The following is a 13,608-nucleotide window of genomic DNA, read 5'->3' as shown; positions in this document are numbered from 1 at the left end:
TAGGAGGAATAAGATGGAAGAAGAAATTTCTTTGAGAGAATTATTGGAGATTATATGGAAATGGCGAAAGACTATCGCTTTGATAACTATTGTATCTGTATTGATAGCTGGTTTATTGAGCTTTTTTGTGATAAAACCAACTTATGAAGCAACTACGACTTTAAGTGTGTCAGATATAACGCCACAGACAGGATTTTTTGGTTCAAATACAACAGTTGTTTTGCCTAATCAAAATAGCAGTGATGGGTCAATGATACAAAGCGATACGGCGGATAAAGATTTGTCGTATTTATTATCTTCTATTTTAAAGTATCAAGATATGACAGTAAATACATATAAAGAAGAGGTCACGAATCCACAAGTATTGTTAAACACGATTAAACAATTAAAGCTTGACCCTAAAAGATACACGCTTGATAATTTCAAAAATGAAATTGACGTGCAAACAATTGATAACACTAATTTAATAACAATTACTGTAAAAGAGAAAGATCCCAAATTAGCGGCTAAAATAGCTGATGCTATTGCAGCAAATTTTAAATCTTACATAGTATCAAGAAACAATAGGCAGACAGATAAACTTATAGCCACGATAGAGAACCTCATAAATCTTCAAAATTCAAAGATCGAAGCGGCCACAAATGAATTAAACATTATAAATCCAGCAAACAAGACTGAATATGAACAAAATCAAACTAAATTGAATCTTTTAAAGAATACAAGAGATATAATGCTGGAAAAGTACAACATGCTTCAACTTGTAAAAGCATCTAACTTAGGTGAGCAAGGCATAATGGTTACATCAAAAGCCATCGTTCCTGATAAACCTGTATCGCCGAAGAAATCATTAAATATAGCAATTGCCTTTATATTAGGTCTTATGGTAAGTGTGTTTGTGGTATTTTTTGCAGAATATTGGAAAAGTACCAGTGCCAAAGTTGAAAAAAAATAATAGAGTTAAACAATAAAAATCCCGCTTTGTTAAGATGGGATTTTTATTGTTATTGAAAGATTTTATAGAGAGTTTCATAATATTAAAAGTGATTATAAATAAAAATCGTTTAGGAGAATATATATATTATTAAAAAAGCGTTTAGGAGGCGCAATCTTGAAGAATAAAGGATTGTCGGTATTTTCAATTGCTGCAACATATATAGGTACTGTGGTGGGGGCTGGATTTGCGTCTGGACAGGAAGTACTGCAATTCTTTGGATACCACGGTGTTAAAGGATTCGTGGGTCTTTTTGCCGCAGCCATTATGTTTATCGTATATGGGTATTTTATTTTATTATTGGGCAATAGGCTTAATGCTTCTTCACATTATGAGGTTATTATGGATGTTGGAGGCCCTTTTTTTGGCAAAATAATGGATTATGTAATCATATTTTTTTTATTTGGAGCTTTTACGGCAATGCTGGCAGGTACGGCAGCGATTTTTAAAGAACAGTTTGGGCTACCATCTCAGTTTGGAGCTGTTTTGATGGCTGTGATATCTGTTATGACAGTGTTGACAGGAATAGCAGGTGTTATTTCTGCTATTTCTTTTGTGGTGCCGATTTTATTGCTGGGAGTATTTTTGATAAGTGCATTAGCTCTTTTTTATACACCAGATATTTTTGTGTTAAGTCGTATATCAATGCCATTTGATGCAGCAGTTAAAAATTTTTTTATATCAGGGGTTATCTACGCTTCATATAATTTATTGATGTCTGTAGCGATATTAGCACCTCTTGGGAATCAAACAACGAATAAATCGGATTTAAAATTAGGTGCTTTATTTGGAGGTTTAGGCTTGTGGGCCGGTGCTACGATGATCTTGGTGGCCATTCTTTTGAACATGCCTAAAGTTTCAAATTATCAAATACCTATGCTTTATATCGCCGGAAAGTTTTCAACGTTGCTAAAGCTAATATACAGTTTTATTTTGATTGCAGAAATTTATACGACTGCTGTTGGAAATCTTTATGGTTTTGTGGCAAGATTGACTGATACCAGAAGCATATTGTATAAAGTCTGTACAATCATTACAGGTGGTGTAGGACTGATATTAAGCGGATTTGGATTTTCAAAATTAGTACACTATATATATCCGATTGCAGGTTATGCTGGAATTGTGATGCTGATTGGGATAACGTATGGTTTGATTAAGAAAAAATGATGTAAATGAGCTATTTTGCTAATGTTTTTTGCTTGTGTTTCGAAATATATATTGGATAAATAGTGTTGCTGCAGACTTTATAGACAGGAGTGAAAACATGAACTCTTTTTTGTACGATGCAAAGACAAAATGCCCAGTTTGTGGCAGAGAATTTACTTATACTAAAGTTAGAATGTCTCATTTAAGAGTTGTGGAAATCAGAAAGGATCTGTATACAAAATATGAAGGAATAGAGCCTTTTTTTTATGATCCTATTGTATGTCCCAATTGCGGTTATGCTGCATTAAACGAGTCTTTTAACAATATTAATGAAGAAAGTAGAAAGGAGGTTCTTTCAAGAATCACTACAAATTGGACGAAAAGAAAGTTTTCTGGTGAAAGGACTCCTAAAAAAGCTTTAGAATCGTATCTTTTGTCTTTATATTGTTCAGAGATAAAAAACGATAAAGATATAATGTTTGCTAAGACATGCTTGAGGATAAGTTGGATATACGACATATTAGGAGATACTGCAAATAAAATAAAGTTCTTAAAGATTTCATTAGACAAATATGAGAAAGCATATGAAGGAAATGATTCATTTGAAGGCGAGATACAGCTTATATATTTGATAGGTGAGTTAAACAAGATATTAGGCAATAGAGATGAAGCTCTAAAATGGTTTAACAAGGTAATAAATCATCCATTGAGAAGCAATTATTCTATGATAGTTGATTTTGCAAGAGATGAATGGCAAAGCCTAAAAATATGAGGTCATGTTTTTACATGTGACCTCATATTTTTATATGAGGAGAAATGTACAAAGGGGGATACAAATGTTTCAGACAAAAAAACCAGAAAATAGTACAATTTACTTCTTTAATAATGAATTTATCAAAAATGGGTTAAGCGAACAAGAAGCACGTAAGAGATTATTAAAATACGGTCTTAATGTTCTTGATGAAGGTAGAAAATTGACTGCTTTTGATATTTTTTTAGATCAATTTAAAGATTTTATTGTAATGGTTTTGTTAGTTGCAACGTTGATTTCTGCTCTAATGGGAGAAATAGCCGATGCTGTGACGATTACGGTTATTATAATCCTTAACGCAATTCTTGGTTTTGTGCAAGAATACAGGACCGAACAGTCGCTGGATGCTCTGAAAAAACTTTCTGCACCATCTTCAAAGGTTTTAAGGGATGGTGCTGTAAAAGAAATACCTTCAGAAGAGATAACAGTCGATGATGTAATATTGCTTGAAGCAGGAGATAAAGTACCAGCAGATGCTATCGTATTTGAAGCTTATAACTTAAGGCTTGATGAATCTATTTTAACAGGTGAGTCTATTCCTGTAACAAAAGAACCTGTCGAAATAGGAAACAGGAAGGTGGCGCCAAAAAATAGCTTTATATACATGGGTACTGTAGTCACAAGCGGACGCTGCAAAGCTTTAGTTGTTGATGTAGGCATGAGGACTGAAATGGGCAAAATTGCAGGGATGATTAAGGATATTGACGACAGTATGACGCCACTTCAAAGAAGGCTTGATAAATTAGGGAAGATCCTTGTAACAGGTTCTTTATTAATTTGCGCTCTTGTGGTAGTTATGGGAATCATTAGAGGCGAATCTATCTATTACATGTTTTTGTCTGGAGTCAGTCTTGCAGTAGCTGCCATACCTGAAGGTCTTCCTGCCGTTGTTACAGTGTCCCTTGCAATAGGAGTTCAAAGAATGTTAAAGCGAAATGCGATTGTCAGGAAACTTCCGGCTGTAGAGACCCTTGGATGTACAAATGTCATCTGCACTGATAAAACAGGCACTTTAACGGAAAACAAAATGACAGTTAAAAAGATTTTTGTAAATGATGGTGTTGTAGAAATTGAAGGAAAGTCAAACAACGTTAAATTTACAATAAATGGTAGAAAAGTAGAGCCTATTTACGATCCCGCATTAAAAAGGCTACTAGAAATAGGATATATGTGTAATAATGCAGATGTAAAAATAGAAAAGATCAAAGTAAGAAATGAAGTTGTAGAAGATGTTAAATACGTTGGTGATCCTACAGAAGCTGCTATTATGTATGCCTCAATTTTGGGAGGTGTATCTAAAGAATACGTAGAAAAAAAGATGAAACGAATTGAAGAAATTCCATTTGATTCAGACAGAAAAAGGATGAGCGTCGTAGTTGAGGAAAATGGCTTGATGTATGCATTTACGAAGGGTGCCCCAGATGTTGTAGTCGAACTATGCACTAAGGTTTTAAGGGATGGAAGGGAGGTTCCACTCAGCTCTTTTGAAAAAAAGAAAATACTTGAGGCGAATGAAAAGTTCAGTAAGGATGCTCTTAGGGTGTTGGCATTTGCCTATAGGAGGCTTCCTAAAGGAGTTAGATACAGTGATCCATCAGTTATTGAGAGGGATTTGGTCTTTGTCGGATTGGAAGGAATGATAGATCCGCCCAGAAGAGAAGCATACGATGCTGTATTAAAATGTAAATTGGCAGGCATTAAACCTATAATGATAACAGGAGATCATAAGTTAACTGCTGCAGCTATTGCAGATGAATTAAATATACACTCAAAAACTGATAACATCATGACAGGAGAGGAGATAGATAGATTAGATGATAAGAAACTTAATGAAGCAGTAGAGAATACGACTGTTTACGCGAGAGTTTCTCCAAAACATAAATTGAGGATTGTAAGAGCTTTAAAAAGCAGGGGATATGTTGTAGCCATGACTGGCGATGGTGTAAATGATGCACCTGCCATTAAAGAGGCTGATATTGGCATTTCTATGGGGAAAAGCGGTACAGATGTAGCGAAAGAGGCGTCTTCTATGATTTTGACTGATGACAATTTTGCTACCATTGTAGCGGCGATTGAAGAAGGGAGGATTATATACGACAACATAAGAAAATTTATAAGATATTTATTATCATGCAACATTGGAGAAGTAATAACGATGTTTTTAGCTGCTTTGTCATCTTTAGAGCTTCCGCTTGTTCCTATACAAATTTTGATGGTAAATCTTGTGACAGACGGGCTACCCGCATTAGCGTTGGGGCTTGATCCTGCTGATAAAGACATAATGAATTTAAAACCGAGAAAGGCAGATGAAAGCATCTTTGCAAACGGCCTTGGAATAAGAATAGGCATCGTTGGAACTTTAATGGCTGTTTGCACCTTGTCATCGTACATATTTGCATTGACTTACGGCACATTGGACAGAGCAAGAACGATTGCGTTTTCAACTTTAGTCATGGTAGAGCTTATACATTCGTTTGAATGTAGATCAGAGAGGCATTTGATATTTGAGTTAGGCTTATTTACTAACAAATATTTAGTAGTTGCAGTTACTGCATCATTCTTGCTTTTTCTCTCAACTATATACATACCATTTTTAAGCGCTGTTTTTAGGACTGTACCTTTGACTTGGTTTGATTGGTTGGTAGTAGTATTTTTTTCATCTATAGAATTTGTCTTTAATAATCTGTATACTGCCTTTGTACTTCCTAAAAAAGAGGCGAAGTAAGTTACTTCGCCTCTTTTAAAACTTTCAAAGAATATCTAAGTTCTAAGTAGTTTACAAGTTTTTTTACTACGTCTTTCTTATCGTCATTTATGAAATTCCATTTATGCCTGTAGTCTGCAATGATGGATTTTGATATTGTGCTTTGATTTAATTCATCTCTTTCAATGTCTTTGTATATAAAAAGCCTTGAAACCCTTCCAGCACCTTTTGACAATGTCTCCGGATTTATTCCGTAATCGACGACATCAGCTTGCACTAAAGCATACCAATTGTAGTCGTCTATCTTTCCATATATGATTCCATACTTGTTGGTTTTGCTGTATACTTTGATCATTGAATACTCCTCCAATAGAATTTTTCTTCTATTAGAGTTTATTTACTTGTCCTAAATTTTATTCGCGTATTCTGGAAACCATAAAAGTATTTCTCTTTTTGCACTTTCTAAGCTGTCAGAGCCGTGCACTATATTGAATGTCGTATTTGTGCAAAAATCCCCTCGTATTGTACCTGGTTGAGCATCTTCAATTTTTGTAGGACCGTTTAAGAGCCTTACTATTTTAACAGCATTATCACCTTCTAAGACCATGGCGAAGACAGGTCCAGACATCATATATTGAATTAAGTCAGCATAAAATGGTTTGTCTTTGTGCTCCTCATAGTGCTTTTGAAGGAGTTCCAAAGAAGGCCATATAACTTTTGCAGCCACAAGATTAAGTCCTTTGCTTTCGTACCTTTTTAATATCTCGCCTATGAGCCCGCGCTTTACACCGTCTGGCTTTACCATAGCAAATGTCTTTTCCATTTACATTCCATCCTTTTCTAAATTATTCTTTTTATTAATTTTATCCCTAACAAGGGATGTTAATGCACAGATTATGGAAAATATTCCTGCTACTATATATGCGTCTCTCAATCCAAATAAAAACGCACTGCTATTGTTTATTTTTATTGATTCATAAAACATCTGCCTGTTGGTAAATATTGCACTTCCCATTGCTATACCGAGAACCATTCCTGCATTTCTCATTGTGGCTAAGAAGGCAGATGCGATGCCGAGTCTATTTCTTGATACACTGCCCATTATAGAGCTGTTGTTAGGCGTTTGGAAGATTCCGTTGCCAACGCCGAAAATACCTAATCTTAACATTATTGATGCCATCGATGAATGTAATGTCAGCGTTGACATAGAGAAAAGTGCAACGGCTGTAATCAAAGCGCCAATAGTAGATAAAATTTGTGCTCCATATCTATCAGATAAAATGCCACTTAATGGTGCGACAACAAGCATTATAAGAGGAAAAGACGTCATTATGATACCGGATAAGTCTGTAGAATATCCGATTTTCTGCAAGAGAAAAGGTGTCAAGAATGTCATGGTGTTTTGCGCCATAAAATTTATTAGTGTACTTAAGTTTCCAAATGTAAATAACCTTATTTTAAATAGGCTTAAGTCCAACATTGGAAACTCTACTTTGTATTCTATTATTATAAATGCTATAAAAAATGTTATAAATGTTAATAGAGATATAATGCTTAGAATAGACGTCCAGCCCCAAGTGCCGCCTTCAGATATAAATAGGAGAAGTGCGGTAAGAAAGATAAATGCCGATAATGCGCCAAATGGGTCAAATTTCTCTGGCACTCCTTTATTATCTGGAACTACTATTTGAGCCCATATAAAGCCGATTATGCCTATTGGTATGTTTATATAAAATATTGATCTCCAGCCTAAGTATGTAAGCAAGAAACCGCCTAATGTGGGTCCTATCGAAAGCCCTATAGATACGGCCATTGCATTAAAGCCTAATGCTTTTCCTCTTTCGCTGGGAGGGAATGTAGCAGTTATTATAGCTGGAGCCATTGACATAAGCATACCAGCACCTACAGCTTGAAAAGCTCTTACAATGATAAGCATGTAAATATTGTTTGACATACTTAATATGGCGGAAGTGACGGAAAAAGTTATTAAACCGTACTGATACAGCTTTTTATAACCTACCATGTCTCCAAGCCTGCCAAATGTCAACATTAAACTTGAAAGCATTAATAAGTATGTCATGGAAATCCAACTGGTTGTGGTAATATCTGTGTGAAATATTTTTGCCAGTTGTGGCATTGCTATGTTTGTTACACTGCCGTCTATAGGTCCCATTACGGTACCTATAAGCACAGCAGATAAGATTATCCATTTATTAGTGCGAAGTTTTTCCATATGTGCCTTTCCTTTCTTGCGGTTTTTATAGTGGTTTTGACATAAAAAATTATAACACAGTTTTTACACAAAAACGAAATGAAGTGTGACTTTCAGAATCATGGTCATGTATTGCTTTTTTTGTCAAATATGTCTATAATTTAACTTGTATATTTTAGCTTAGGATGTGTGCAGATGGTAGATGTAAAGAGACTATTAATCGTTTGCTTTTTCACAATGATAATAAATTTGATCGATACATTATCGTATTCTATAAGGCCATCAGGTGTAAGGACCAGAAAGCTGGCAGTTTCATTATCATTGTTCAATATAATGGCTGTAATTTCAAGATTGTCAAACATGATTCAAGGACCATTTTTAGGAAGTCTTGTTGATATATCCATAAAGTACAAGCTGGTTTCAGCTTTAAGCATCGATATGAGATTTGTATTGTTGTCGGCTACATTAGGCGCTGTCATAGGCGCACCGTTAATGCCTACGTTTGTTTCAGTGTTTTCGTCTGCCATAAACGGCATGGAGAAAGCTGGATCTGTGCCGAAACTTGTACTCATGTCTTTAAAGTGGAGCAGCATAAAGAAAATAAGGACTAAGATAGTTTTACCTAAGTTTAGCATGTTAAAAGGCATTAAAGAGACGAAAATACCTAAGAGCTTTCTGGTTTACAATGTGATAATAACTTCTATATACACAACAGGCATTATATCGTCATTGTATGCAGGTGCATTGCTGCCAGAATTTAGAACTACAGCAAGTCTGCTTTCGGGAATAGTCAATGGCTTTGCTACAATCCTTTTGACAGTCATTGTCGATCCTGTTGCAGCACTTATTACAGATCAAGCACTGGCTGGGAAAAGGACACAGCAAGATGTAAATACAATGGTGATATTATTAGTATTCGGAAAAATAATAGGTACGCTATTGGCGCAAATAGTCTTTGTACCGGCATCTCATTTGATTCTCTTTGTCACAAAATTAATTGTTTAATGAAAATTTAACACAGAAGAAACAAAAATAGTGTATAATATATAAAAAGGATTCTTATGCGAATCAAAGGAGATGGATAGCCTTGAATTTTGTAAATCCGACAAAAGGCGTTTTGGATATTGATAAGATGTTTAATGATATTGTGGAGTTTATAAAAAGCGATAAAAATTCCAAGTACAAGCTTATGATAGGGACTGATTCACAACCTGGCAAAGTCATATGCTTTGTTTCTGCGGTAATCATATATCGCGAAGGAAAAGGTGCCAGATATTACTACAGGAAGTTTCAACATAAAAAAATTCCATCTCTAAGGCAAAGGATTTTTATGGAGGCTAATTACAGCATAGAGCTTGCAAATATATTGTCATCAAAATTTGAAAAAATGGGTAAGAAAGATTTTAATATAGAGATACATCTTGATGTTGGCGAGAACGGCATGACAAAAGACATTATAAAAGAAGTAGTTGGTATGGTTACAGGCTGTGGCTTTGATGCACAGGTAAAACCTGATTCATACGGAGCAAGCAAAGTAGCTGATAAACATACAAAGTCAATGTAAATCACGTTCAATGAAAACCTCTTTTGAGGTTTTTATTTTTTTGCGGTGCATTACATGTTAAATTTTGAAAAATTATTTTTTTAACTATTGCAATATTGGCAGCAAGTGGTATAATTAAGTTAAGGAAATAAAATATTAATTGATAATAATTATTATTTACGGGGTGATATTATGGATAAAGTCGTTAAAATAAAAAATGATGTTTACTGGGTGGGAGTTTTAGATCCTGATCTTGAGTATTTTGATATAGTATGGAGAACACCATGGGGAACATCTTACAATTCATATCTTGTAAAAGGAAAAGAAAAAATCGCATTGATTGAAACGGTAAAAGAGCCATTTTACGATGAGTACGTCGATAAGATAAAAAGCCTTGTAAATTTAAAAGACATTGATTATATCATTGTAGACCATACAGAACCTGATCATTCTGGTGCATTGCCGAAACTTCTCAAAGAGGCGGTAAACGCGGAAGTCATTGGCAGCAGGACGGCTATAACTTTTTTGAAAGGACAGATAAACCGCGATTTTAAGTTTAGAATAGTAAATGATGGTGACTCTATTGAATTAGGCGGTAAGACATTAAAATTCATCATGGCACCGTTTCTTCATTGGCCTGACACAATGTTTACTTATCTGGAGGAAGAAAGAATTTTATTTACATGCGATGCTTTTGGCTGCCATTATACACCTAAACATCTTTTTAACGATCTTGAAGATGATTTTAAAGAAGCTTACAAGCTTTATTTTGATTCCATCATAAGCCCATTTAAGCCAAAGGTTTTGGAGGCATTGGAAAAAATTAAGGATATTCCTCTTGATGTAATAGCAGTAGGACATGGACCTGTGCTGAGGGAAAATATCGATAAGTATTTGCAGGATTATGAGAAGTGGAGCAAAGAAGATGTAGCTCAAAAAAAGAAAGTGCTTATATACTATGTTTCTGCATACGGAAACACGAGAAAAATGGCTGAGGAGATTGGCAATGGCATAAAAGATTCTGGTGTCATAGATGTTGAAATATACAACGCAAAAGCTGTTGATTTAGATGATGTTAGAGATAAGCTTGAAAAAGCAGATGGACTTTTGTTTGGTTCTCCTACAATTACTGGTGATGCTGTTGAACCTATATGGAATGTCATAGATAGAATAAATCCAATAAAGAATAAAAATAAGCCTGCTGCAGTTTTCGGTTCTTATGGATGGAGTGGCGAGGCAATACCATTGATGGAAGAAAGGCTAAAAGGTCTTAAACTTAATTTGGTTGAACCGGGTCTTAAAGTTAATTTTATTCCAAGCGATGACGATATTGAAAGGTGCAGAGATTTTGGAAGAATATTTGCTTCATCGCTTGTATAACATAAAAGTGTTATATGCATCACGCATATAACACGGAGCTAAACTTTTTACATAGAAAGGACTGATGATGATGAAGTTCGTAATCATTGGAAACGGAATTGCTGCACTTCAAGCTGCTGAAAATATCAGAAAGAACGATGGTGAATCAAAGATTACGATGATCTCAAGGGAAAAATACAACACGTATTACAGGGTGAAATTGTCACATTTACTTGGCCAACAATTTGATTTGGGAAAATTATATGTAAAGCCTGATCAATGGTATGAAGATAACAATATAGACGTTTTGCTTAAGAGAAATGTGCTATCGGTAGATACAGATAAAAAAATTGTGAAGTTGGATGACGGCAGCATTTTAACATATGATGTTCTCATAGTCGCATCTGGAAGTCATAGTTTTGTTCCACCAGTTAAAGGAAACGATAAAAAAGGTGTTTACGCAGTGAGAAGCCTTGACGATGTGGAAAAATTAAACGAGTATATAAATGGCAAAAAACGAGGTGTAGTAGTGGGAGGTGGATTGTTAGGACTTGAAGCGGCCTGGTCATTAAGGCAAACTGGTTACGACATGACAGTTATAGAATTTTTTCCAAGGCTGCTACCTAAACAGTCTGACGAAGAAGGAGCGAGGATTATTGAAAAGATCATTGAGAATAGCGGTATAAATCTTGTATTAGGTGCAGAAGTAGAGGAGATAATTGGTGATCCAGTTGACGGTGTTATGCTTAAAAATGGGATTAAAATTGATGCCGATTTTGTGATATTTTCAGCAGGCGTAAGGCCGAACTTGGATGCGATTAAGGATTCAGGTATTAAAATCAATAAAGGAATTGTAGTTGATGATTTTATGAAGACAAATGTTGACGATGTATATGCAGCGGGTGATGTCGCTGAGCACAACGGCAAAATATATGGCCTCTGGACTGTCGCTTTGGCTCAAGGAAGGACGGCAGGCTTAAACGCTGTTGGTATTAAGACGGTATACAAAGAAGTACCTCCGTCAAGCACTTTGAAGGTAACTGGTGTGGATGTTTTTTCATCGGGAGATATTTTTGATGAAGCTGCTGTATCCTACAGATATAAAGATGGAAATACTTATTATAAATTGTTTGCAAAAGAAAATAAATTAATAGGAGCAATTCTCATAGGCGATATAAGCTATTCTACAAAAGTAAAGAAAGCTATTGATTCTGGGCTTGATTTAAAAGAATTTTTAATTTCATCAAAAGATGCCAAGGAGATATTAGAAAAAATATAATACTTGGAAATCCAAGTATTATAAGATTTTTTTGTTAAGCTTGAGTTTATTGAATAGAAGTGGTGCTCCAATTGAAATCCATAACCCTCCAATGAAATATCTAAATGCATTGAAAATTTCTGTATAAGGCAGCAAATATTTTAAAGTGCTTAATATCACAGCAAAAAATGACAAACCAATTATCAACTTTGCTATTTGACCTTTAACCGTATTATTTACGGTGAATTTAAAGTAATGTTGGTCAATAAAATATCCTATCATTGTACCAGATGCCAATGCCATGTATTCGAAGTTTTCATTGTATGGAAACAAAATTATCAATCCTAAAGGCACAATTAGCGAAAGAATTATCTTATATATAAGCTTTATATCATACTTGCCTTCGATTATTATACTGTCTACAAGTTCCGCGACTATTATCACTAACAAAGCGATTAAAATTCCACCAACTATATCGACAGGCCAGTGAACGCCAAGGTACAACCGCGATATGGAGACTAATATTATTGCAGCTACGCCTAAAATTTTTGTGATTTTCTTATTGTATTTAAACATCATTGTGCCCCAAAACGTAGTTGTACCTTGTGCATGGCCACTGGGAAATGAATATCCGCCAGCGGATTGTGTGAAAATCGATCTGATACCAGGGTATCCAATTGGCCTTTGAACCATTGTTACGTTTTTTATTACTGTATTGACGTATATAGATGACAAAAGCACTAACCCTAATTTAAGCCCAAATCTTTTATCAATGCACCAATAAAATAAAGGCAGTGCTAAAAAATAAAATAATGAGCTTCCCATCATTGTTATACATATAAAAAAATAATCTAAAATTGGATTTGATATAAGCTGAATATCCTTTATTATGGCTGCTTGCATTTTATCACCTCGATATATATATTCTACAAGTTTGTAAATCTTCCTTCAACATCAAGTGAGTAGTTTATAAAATTTTTTAAAATCATCTTTGTCGAAAATTATTTTCTTTTAGAAAGAAGGATTTTTAAAATTTATAAAGAATAATAATATATAGGTGGTGTTAAAGTGAAAGCTGAAAAGATATTTTTGAGAGATGTGGAAAAGAGGGACAAAAAGTCATTTTCTATATGGCTTAAAGATGTTGATGTAGTGAAATTTTTGATAGACATGTTTAAGGTGTCAAGAAAAAGTGAAAATGTATTGAATATTCCCTTCGGGAAAAACAGAAAAATATTTATACTGCAAACAAATGAAGGAGAAAATATAGGTTTTTGTGGACTTTACAATATCAATTGGCAGCTTAAAAGATGCAGCATGTATGTTTACATCGACGATTGTGAAAATGTAAGCGATGATGTTATTAGCGATGCTATGAATTCTATAGTAAAAAGCATAGCTCTTTTGAAGAAATTCAGGATATTAGAAGTTCACGCTAAAGCTGATATCTTGAAAAAATATATAGAAAAAATGAACGATGGTAAAAAGTGCGATAATGAGTTTGTTTTTGAAATAGGATTAAACGGTAAAATTGTGTGAAGGCCTTGAAGGCCTTTATTTACTTTTTGTCAAATAAATAATATA

At 34.6% G+C, this 13,608-nt stretch carries 13 protein-coding genes; 9 read left to right on the top strand and 4 right to left on the bottom strand.

The features are described from left to right. Window positions 1–13: 13 nt before the first annotated feature. The 4 genes from BVF91_RS08495 (at window position 14) to BVF91_RS08480 (ending at window position 5,673) form a co-directional block, all read left to right on the top strand. Entirely contained in the window at window positions 14–952 is a 939-nt protein-coding gene (locus BVF91_RS08495) for a YveK family protein (RefSeq protein WP_085112992.1), read from the top strand. Between the two features lie 156 nt (window positions 953–1,108). Then, window positions 1,109–2,158, top strand: coding sequence for a YkvI family membrane protein (locus BVF91_RS08490; protein WP_085112991.1), 1,050 nt, complete (start codon window positions 1,109–1,111; stop codon window positions 2,156–2,158). Between the two features lie 97 nt (window positions 2,159–2,255). Beyond that, window positions 2,256–2,909, top strand: a complete 654-nt coding sequence (locus tag BVF91_RS08485) for a DUF2225 domain-containing protein (protein WP_085112990.1) — start codon at window positions 2,256–2,258, stop codon at window positions 2,907–2,909. A gap of 64 nt (window positions 2,910–2,973) precedes the next feature. After that, window positions 2,974–5,673, top strand: coding sequence for a calcium-translocating P-type ATPase, SERCA-type (locus BVF91_RS08480; RefSeq protein WP_085112989.1), 2,700 nt, complete (start codon window positions 2,974–2,976; stop codon window positions 5,671–5,673). 1 nt (window position 5,674) lies between these two features. Here the strand turns inward: BVF91_RS08480 and BVF91_RS08475 are convergent, their stop codons facing one another. From BVF91_RS08475 to BVF91_RS08465, 3 genes are read right to left on the bottom strand one after another with little or no spacing between them, the layout of a single operon-like run. Beyond that, window positions 5,675–6,007 carry a hypothetical protein gene (locus BVF91_RS08475; protein ID WP_085112988.1) on the bottom strand — a complete coding sequence of 111 codons (333 nt, stop codon included), beginning with the start codon at window positions 6,005–6,007 and terminating at the stop codon, window positions 5,675–5,677. A gap of 51 nt (window positions 6,008–6,058) precedes the next feature. Beyond that, on the bottom strand, window positions 6,059–6,475 hold the full coding sequence (gene ndk, locus BVF91_RS08470) for a nucleoside-diphosphate kinase (protein WP_085112987.1): 417 nt from the start codon (window positions 6,473–6,475) through the stop codon (window positions 6,059–6,061). Beyond that, on the bottom strand, window positions 6,476–7,885 hold the full coding sequence (locus BVF91_RS08465) for an MFS transporter (RefSeq protein ID WP_085112986.1): 1,410 nt from the start codon (window positions 7,883–7,885) through the stop codon (window positions 6,476–6,478). A 174-nt stretch (window positions 7,886–8,059) separates the two neighbouring features. On the opposite strand from BVF91_RS08465, the gene BVF91_RS08460 reads away from it, so the two are divergent. From BVF91_RS08460 to BVF91_RS08445, 4 genes are all read left to right on the top strand, one after another. Next, window positions 8,060–8,869 carry a lipid II flippase Amj family protein gene (locus BVF91_RS08460; RefSeq protein ID WP_085112985.1) on the top strand — a complete coding sequence of 270 codons (810 nt, stop codon included), beginning with the start codon at window positions 8,060–8,062 and terminating at the stop codon, window positions 8,867–8,869. A gap of 82 nt (window positions 8,870–8,951) precedes the next feature. After that, window positions 8,952–9,428: a ribonuclease H-like YkuK family protein gene (locus BVF91_RS08455; RefSeq protein WP_038069401.1), complete on the top strand. Its 477-nt coding sequence runs from the start codon at window positions 8,952–8,954 to the stop codon at window positions 9,426–9,428. A gap of 171 nt (window positions 9,429–9,599) precedes the next feature. Beyond that, entirely contained in the window at window positions 9,600–10,787 is a 1,188-nt protein-coding gene (locus BVF91_RS08450) for an FprA family A-type flavoprotein (protein ID WP_085112984.1), read from the top strand. Window positions 10,788–10,854: 67 nt separating this feature from the next. Next, entirely contained in the window at window positions 10,855–12,045 is a 1,191-nt protein-coding gene (locus BVF91_RS08445) for an NAD(P)/FAD-dependent oxidoreductase (protein ID WP_240495855.1), read from the top strand. An 18-nt stretch (window positions 12,046–12,063) separates the two neighbouring features. On the opposite strand, the gene BVF91_RS08440 is transcribed toward BVF91_RS08445, so the two are convergent. Further along, window positions 12,064–12,927, bottom strand: a complete 864-nt coding sequence (locus BVF91_RS08440) for a phosphatase PAP2 family protein (protein WP_085112982.1) — start codon at window positions 12,925–12,927, stop codon at window positions 12,064–12,066. A 165-nt stretch (window positions 12,928–13,092) separates the two neighbouring features. Here BVF91_RS08440 and BVF91_RS08435 point away from each other — a divergent pair, with 165 nt between their 5' ends. Beyond that, window positions 13,093–13,563 (top strand): hypothetical protein, encoded by a 471-nt coding sequence (locus tag BVF91_RS08435; protein ID WP_085112981.1) that lies wholly within the window; start codon window positions 13,093–13,095, stop codon window positions 13,561–13,563. Window positions 13,564–13,608 lie beyond the last annotated feature (45 nt).

This window comes from Thermoanaerobacterium sp. PSU-2, from assembly GCF_002102475.1.
Taxonomy (GTDB): Bacteria; Bacillota; Thermoanaerobacteria; order Thermoanaerobacterales; family Thermoanaerobacteraceae; genus Thermoanaerobacterium.
The sequence above is the reverse complement of the archived record's forward strand: the minus strand, read 5'-3'. Positions and strand labels throughout refer to the sequence as shown.

Bases quoted from the DNA above. Each gene is read 5' to 3' on its own strand.
- BVF91_RS08445 (WP_240495855.1), top strand. From the start codon at position 10,855: ATGATGAAGTTCGTAATCATTGGAAACGGAATTGCTGCACTTCAAGCT.
- BVF91_RS08450 (WP_085112984.1), top strand. From the start codon at position 9,600: ATGGATAAAGTCGTTAAAATAAAAAATGATGTTTACTGGGTGGGAGTT.
- BVF91_RS08475 (WP_085112988.1), bottom strand. From the start codon at position 6,007: ATGATCAAAGTATACAGCAAAACCAACAAGTATGGAATCATATATGGA.
- BVF91_RS08460 (WP_085112985.1), top strand. From the start codon at position 8,060: ATGGTAGATGTAAAGAGACTATTAATCGTTTGCTTTTTCACAATGATA.
- BVF91_RS08485 (WP_085112990.1), top strand. From the start codon at position 2,256: ATGAACTCTTTTTTGTACGATGCAAAGACAAAATGCCCAGTTTGTGGC.
- BVF91_RS08480 (WP_085112989.1), top strand. From the start codon at position 2,974: ATGTTTCAGACAAAAAAACCAGAAAATAGTACAATTTACTTCTTTAAT.
- BVF91_RS08465 (WP_085112986.1), bottom strand. From the start codon at position 7,885: ATGGAAAAACTTCGCACTAATAAATGGATAATCTTATCTGCTGTGCTT.
- BVF91_RS08440 (WP_085112982.1), bottom strand. From the start codon at position 12,927: ATGCAAGCAGCCATAATAAAGGATATTCAGCTTATATCAAATCCAATT.
- ndk (WP_085112987.1), bottom strand. From the start codon at position 6,475: ATGGAAAAGACATTTGCTATGGTAAAGCCAGACGGTGTAAAGCGCGGG.
- BVF91_RS08495 (WP_085112992.1), top strand. From the start codon at position 14: ATGGAAGAAGAAATTTCTTTGAGAGAATTATTGGAGATTATATGGAAA.